The organism is bacterium, assembly GCA_030019025.1.
Lineage (GTDB): Bacteria > Hydrothermota > Hydrothermia > UBA1063 > UBA1063 > UBA1063.
The window spans coordinates 37,289-42,721 of sequence record JASEFR010000016.1; the positions used below are offsets into that span (position 1 = coordinate 37,289).

Here is a 5,433-nt window from a genome sequence, read left to right on the forward strand (position 1 = left end):
TTTGCCCTTGTTAAAGAGGCAACAAGGCGGCTATGCGGGAAGAAGTGGGAAGTTACTGGCCACATGTGGGAATGGAACATGATTCCCTTTGACGTGCAACTTCTTGGTGCCATCGTTCTCTTCCAGGGAAAGATTGCGGAGATGAAAACGGGAGAAGGCAAGACTCTGGTGGCGACAATGCCTCTTTACCTTCACGGTATTATAGGGAGAATTAAAGGGACAGGGGTCCACCTTGTTACTGTGAACGATTACCTTGCCAGAAGGGACAGACAGTGGATGGGGCCAGTTTATGAAAGTCTTGGTCTGAGTGTGGGTGTGATTCAAAACGAAATGGATAATGCGCGGAGGAAGATTGAATACCAGAAGGACATAACTTACGGAACAAACAATGAGTTTGGTTTTGACTATTTGAGGGATAACATGGTCTTTAGGGCTGAGGATCGAGTTCAGAGGGGCCACTATTATGCAATTGTGGATGAAGTAGACTCTATTCTTATTGATGAGGCAAGGACTCCTCTTATTATTTCAGGGCCCGTTGAATACTCTTCTGCGGAAATTTATAGAGGCATGAAGCCTCTTGCTGAAAATCTGGTGAGAAAGCAGACCCAGCTTGTTACACAGCTTCTTTTTGTTGCTGAGAATCTCCTGAAACAGGGTAAGGAGTTTGAGGCAGCGGAAAAGATAATTCAAGCAAGGCTTGGTATGCCTAAGGCGAAGAAACTCTTCAAGATGCTTCAGGAACCTGGAGTCATGAAACTTGTGGATAAAGTCGAACTGGATTTGATGAAGGAAATTAATGTGGGGGGTGAGAAGACAAAGAGGATTGAAGAACTTAAGGAAGAACTTTATTTCTGGGTTGACGAGAAATCCCATTCCGTTGAAATAACGGAGAAAGGTAGAGAGGAAGTAGAAAAAAGAGAAAAGGGGCTCTTTGCTTTGCCGGACCTCTCTACTGAACTCCACAAACTTGATGAGGATAAGGGTTTATCTGCCCGTGAACGTTTCTACGAGAAAGAGAGGATATTGAGGGAATACGCTGAGAAGAGTGATAAAATACACGCTCTGAAACAGCTCCTCAAGGCCTATATGCTCTTTGAGAAAGATGTAGACTATGTAGTTATGGATGGAAAGGTGATTATTGTTGATGAATTTACTGGAAGGCTAATGCCGGGAAGGAGATGGTCCGATGGACTTCACGAGGCAGTGGAAGCAAAAGAAGGTGTTACGATTCAAAGAGAAACACAGACCTTAGCAACCATTACTATTCAGAACTATTTCAGAATGTACGAAAAACTCGCAGGCATGACGGGTACTGCAATAACAGAGGCTCAGGAATTCTGGGAGATTTACAAACTTGATGTGATACAGATACCCACCAATAAACCCGTTCGGAGAGTTGACTATCCCGATATAATCTTTAAGACCAAAAAGGAAAAATATGAAGCGATTATAAATGAGATTGAGAAATGGCATAAGGTTGGCAGGCCGATCTTAGTTGGGACCACATCGGTGGAGGTTTCTGAGCTTCTTTCCAGACTGCTCAAGAGAAGGGGAATACCTCATCAGGTATTGAACGCCAAGTACCATGAAAAGGAAGCGGAAATTATTGCACGGGCAGGCCAGTTTGGTGCAGTAACAATAGCAACCAACATGGCTGGTAGGGGTACGGATATTAAGCTTGCGGAGAATGTGGTAAGGGCAAAGGAGTGTGCTATAAATACACCAAATCCAACCCCGGGGCTTACTTGCACTGAAGACCCCAAAAAATGTATCAAAGAAGGTGTTCCTTGTGGACTTTACATTATTGGAACCGAAAAGCACGAAGCCCGCAGAATTGATAATCAGCTGAGAGGTAGAGCTGGAAGACAGGGAGACCCCGGTTCTTCAAGATTTTTCCTCTCCTTAGAGGATGACCTTTTGAGACTTTTTGGCTCCGATAGGGTTATGGAACTCATGGAAAGGTTTGGAAGTAAAGATGAAGGTCCCATAGAATCACCTATGGTTACAAAAGCTCTGGAAACCGCACAAAAGCGGGTGGAGATGCAAAACTTCCAAATCAGAAAAAGGCTTCTGGAATATGATGATGTAATGAATAGGCAAAGGGAAGTAATTTACAAACTCAGGAATGAGATCCTTGATGGGAAAGATTTAAGGGGACTGGTTCTTGATTATGCTAAGGGTATTGCTGAAGACCTTGTGGAAAGATATTTGCAAGGAGAAAGGGATGATTTGTGGAATCTCCAGGAATTACGTAATGAATTGGCATACTTCTTCCTTTATGACTTCTCAGAGATTGCATCTTTAAAAAACAGGGATGAAGTTAAGGAGGTTATTTTCGAAAAACTTGAGTCACTCTACAGGGAGAGGGAAGAGGCCTTTGGAGAGGAAAAGATGAGAGAAATGGAAAGGGTCGTTTTACTTACAACCCTTGACCGCTTATGGAGGGAACACCTTTATGCCCTTGACCACCTGAGAGAGGGAGTCTATCTGAGGGCTTATGCACAGAAGGACCCTCTTGTGGAATATAAGAAAGAAAGCCTTGAACTCTTTGACGAGCTTATGGAAAAAATCAGAAATGAAAGTGTAATGAGGATTTTCCGAATTGAAGTTCCTAAAATGCCGAGGAAATTTGCTGAGAGGATGGTGGCCTTCAAACCCTCAATTGAGACTCAGAGGGGCCAACAACGTAAAAAAGATTAAAAATTTCGGGAGGTCTTGAAATGAAGGTTAATTTGAAATGGGAGGAAGGACTTAAATTTAAGGCAGAAACTCCGTCAGGACACCATCTTTTTCTTGATTCGGCCCACGGAGGGGAAGGGGAAAGTGCTGGTCCTGCACCCATGGAACTTCTCCTGGTTGCCCTTGGTGGATGTACTGCGATGGATGTAATTTCGATTTTAAATAAGATGAGAGAAAAGGTAAGGGAATTCAGTGTAGAGGTTGAAGGTGAAAGGGCCCCTGAACACCCCAAATATTACACAAAAATTCACATTAAATACATCTTCAAAGGTGAAAATTTAAAAGAAGAGAATCTTTTGAAAGCGATACAGCTTTCCCAAAATAAATATTGTAGTGTTTCAGCGAACCTAAGTGGTAAGTCCGAAATTACCTATTTTTACGAAATCAGGGATTAACTTTATAAGATCAAAATTGGCAAGGTCATGAGAAGGTGTATCAAATGTAAAGCTCCCACGGATATATTTATTCCACATCATAAGCTCTCACTTTGCCAAGAACACTATATAGAATGGTATCAGAAAAGGGTTGAAACCACTATTAGAAAATTTAGAATGTTCACTCGAGATGATAAAGTTCTGGTGGCAGTGTCTGGTGGAAAGGACAGTCTGGCCCTCTGGCACGCCTTGGTTTCCCTTGGTTATGAGGCCGACGGATTTATAATAGATTTGGGATTCGGTCAATTTTCTGAAGATTCTATTAATGTTTCTCAGAAGCTCGCAAGTAAATTGGGCAGACCTTTGCACGTAATGGAATTGAATAAGGAGTTTTATAGCATTCATGAAATAAAGAAAAAGGATCGTCGTCCAATTTGTTCAATTTGCGGAACTGTCAAAAGATATTTTATAAACCTTTATGCAAAGAAGCTGGGTTATCAGGTGGTTGCCACAGGACATAATCTGGACGACGAGGTGGCTGTCCTCCTTGTCAACACCCTTTCCTGGAATATTGAGTATTTGAGAAGGCAATATCCCCTTTTAAGTGAAGGGAATGGGTTTGTGAGGAAAGTAAAGCCCCTTTGCAAGACCACTGAGATGGAAAATAGAACTTATGTTGAGTTGAACGAGATAGAATTTGTTGAATACAAGTGTCCATACTCAAAAGGGGCTACCAGTATTGAGTACAAGAAGTTTATAGAAGATCTGGAAAGTACAAGCCCAGGGACCAAATTGAGGTTTTACTCCGAATTTTTGAGAAAAATTTATCCGCTATTGCAGGGAGGTGTTGAAGACCGGGGTGTAAAACCATGTAAATTGTGTGGTGAACCAACTTCAGGGGAGGTATGTGCAGTATGTTTAATAAAACAAAAGATGTCGGGTTAGGATTTCTTTTATTTTTAGTTATAGCATTGTTTGGCTGTAATAAGGAGAGGAAGATGCACACAAACCTTGAACATGCCGAAAAAAATTACTGGAAGGGTAACTATTTTGTCCAGGAAACTGTTAAAGATATTGATCTTGTCAACTGGACTCTGAAAGCGAAGGTGGATGGTAAGTGGGGTACCTTTCAGCTGGTAGACCTTCCGGATGCTTTTGTGCATTGGAGTGTGGAAAGAAGGCTGGAAACCCTTGACAGGGTGAGAAATAATCAGCCTCCCTCCCTCTCCGGACCACACAACGGTATGGTGGCTTCCTATGGTATAAGACGGAAGGATTCCAGGTTTATTATAAACAATGCAGTTAAAGGTATGGGTTTTTTACCCAAACCAGAGAAGGTTAAGGAATTGATAACACTCCTTGAAACAACGATAGATTCAAGTGATGAATACAAATTGAATGTTCTTGAAAACCTATATAGGAACGTAGATCAGTATTTTACCCGTAAGGGGCTCGTTTCCCTTGAACTTTACACAAATCCGGGGTTTGAAACCCATACTTTTCTTAATGAGATGGAAAATCCTGCGGTTTCCATAGTTTTTCTGGACATTCCAAGTTTCGAGGTGAGAGCTCTGGCAAGACTTCTTCACCCTGAAGATCCTTCTTTAAGTGAGTATGAAAAGGATATCGTTAAATATGCCAATCTTATACACTCATATTTTCATGGGCATTTTGATCGGGAGTTTATAGCAGTAATTTACTACGTGGTTGAAGTTTTCGACAATACACCAGGAAGAAGAGGGCTTGGTAAACGGGTGGTTCCTCCATTACCTTGATGTAATTTTCGTTAATTCGGACACGGGAAAATAGTAATTCAAGATTTTCCTATAAGTTTCTCCGTTGAGTGCCATTTGTTTTGCACTCCAGAGGGGTAATCCTATCAGTATACCTTTTCCCTTACCTTCAAAAACAAGGGTATCGCCTCTCATTTCTAAATAGAAGGATGGACTTGGAAGTCGTGGGTAAAGAGTTTGATAAAGGGCCGGTCCACGTATGATGACCAATTTATTCTTAGAATAAAAAACAATTGTGTCCGGAATTAGATGAACTGTGAAATTGACAATTTTTACAGAGTCAAGTTTCTCAATCCTCGTAAAATACTTGATCTCTTCCACTGGAATTTTCAATTTCCACGTAAAGAAAGGGCAAATACGGGATAGGGAGTCCTCAACCGAAATGGCGTAAGCTAATGTGTCACCGAATATCTCTTCATAGGGGACTGTAAATCCACCGGTACAATAAGTAATTAAAGGGTAAATTGGCATGCCAAGGTAGGTTAACACCTCTCCCTTTGTTTCTTCCACCGCTGTTTTTACGAGTT

At 41.6% G+C, this 5,433-nt stretch carries 5 protein-coding genes; 4 read left to right on the plus strand and 1 reads right to left on the minus strand.

All coding sequences use genetic code 11. The features are described from left to right. The 4 genes from secA to QMD82_05425 form a co-directional block, all read left to right on the plus strand. A partial coding sequence (secA, locus tag QMD82_05410; protein MDI6851356.1) for a preprotein translocase subunit SecA occupies window positions 1–2,700 on the plus strand: 2,700 nt, incomplete at its 5' end. Between the two features lie 20 nt (window positions 2,701–2,720). Further along, window positions 2,721–3,134 carry an OsmC family protein gene (locus tag QMD82_05415; GenBank protein MDI6851357.1) on the plus strand — a complete coding sequence of 138 codons (414 nt, stop codon included), beginning with the start codon at window positions 2,721–2,723 and terminating at the stop codon, window positions 3,132–3,134. A gap of 27 nt (window positions 3,135–3,161) precedes the next feature. Then, window positions 3,162–4,058 (plus strand): TIGR00269 family protein, encoded by an 897-nt coding sequence (locus QMD82_05420; GenBank protein ID MDI6851358.1) that lies wholly within the window; start codon window positions 3,162–3,164, stop codon window positions 4,056–4,058. Continuing rightward, the gene (locus QMD82_05425) at window positions 4,028–4,888 is read left to right on the plus strand and encodes a hypothetical protein (GenBank protein MDI6851359.1); all 861 of its coding nucleotides are present in this window, start codon (window positions 4,028–4,030) and stop codon (window positions 4,886–4,888) included. Before QMD82_05420 ends, QMD82_05425 begins: the two co-directional genes overlap by 31 nt. On the opposite strand, the gene QMD82_05430 is transcribed toward QMD82_05425, so the two are convergent. Continuing rightward, on the minus strand, window positions 4,880–5,433 hold a 554-nt coding region (locus QMD82_05430), incomplete at its 5' end, for a hypothetical protein (GenBank protein ID MDI6851360.1). The two genes, QMD82_05425 and QMD82_05430, sit on opposite strands and share 9 nt — an antisense overlap.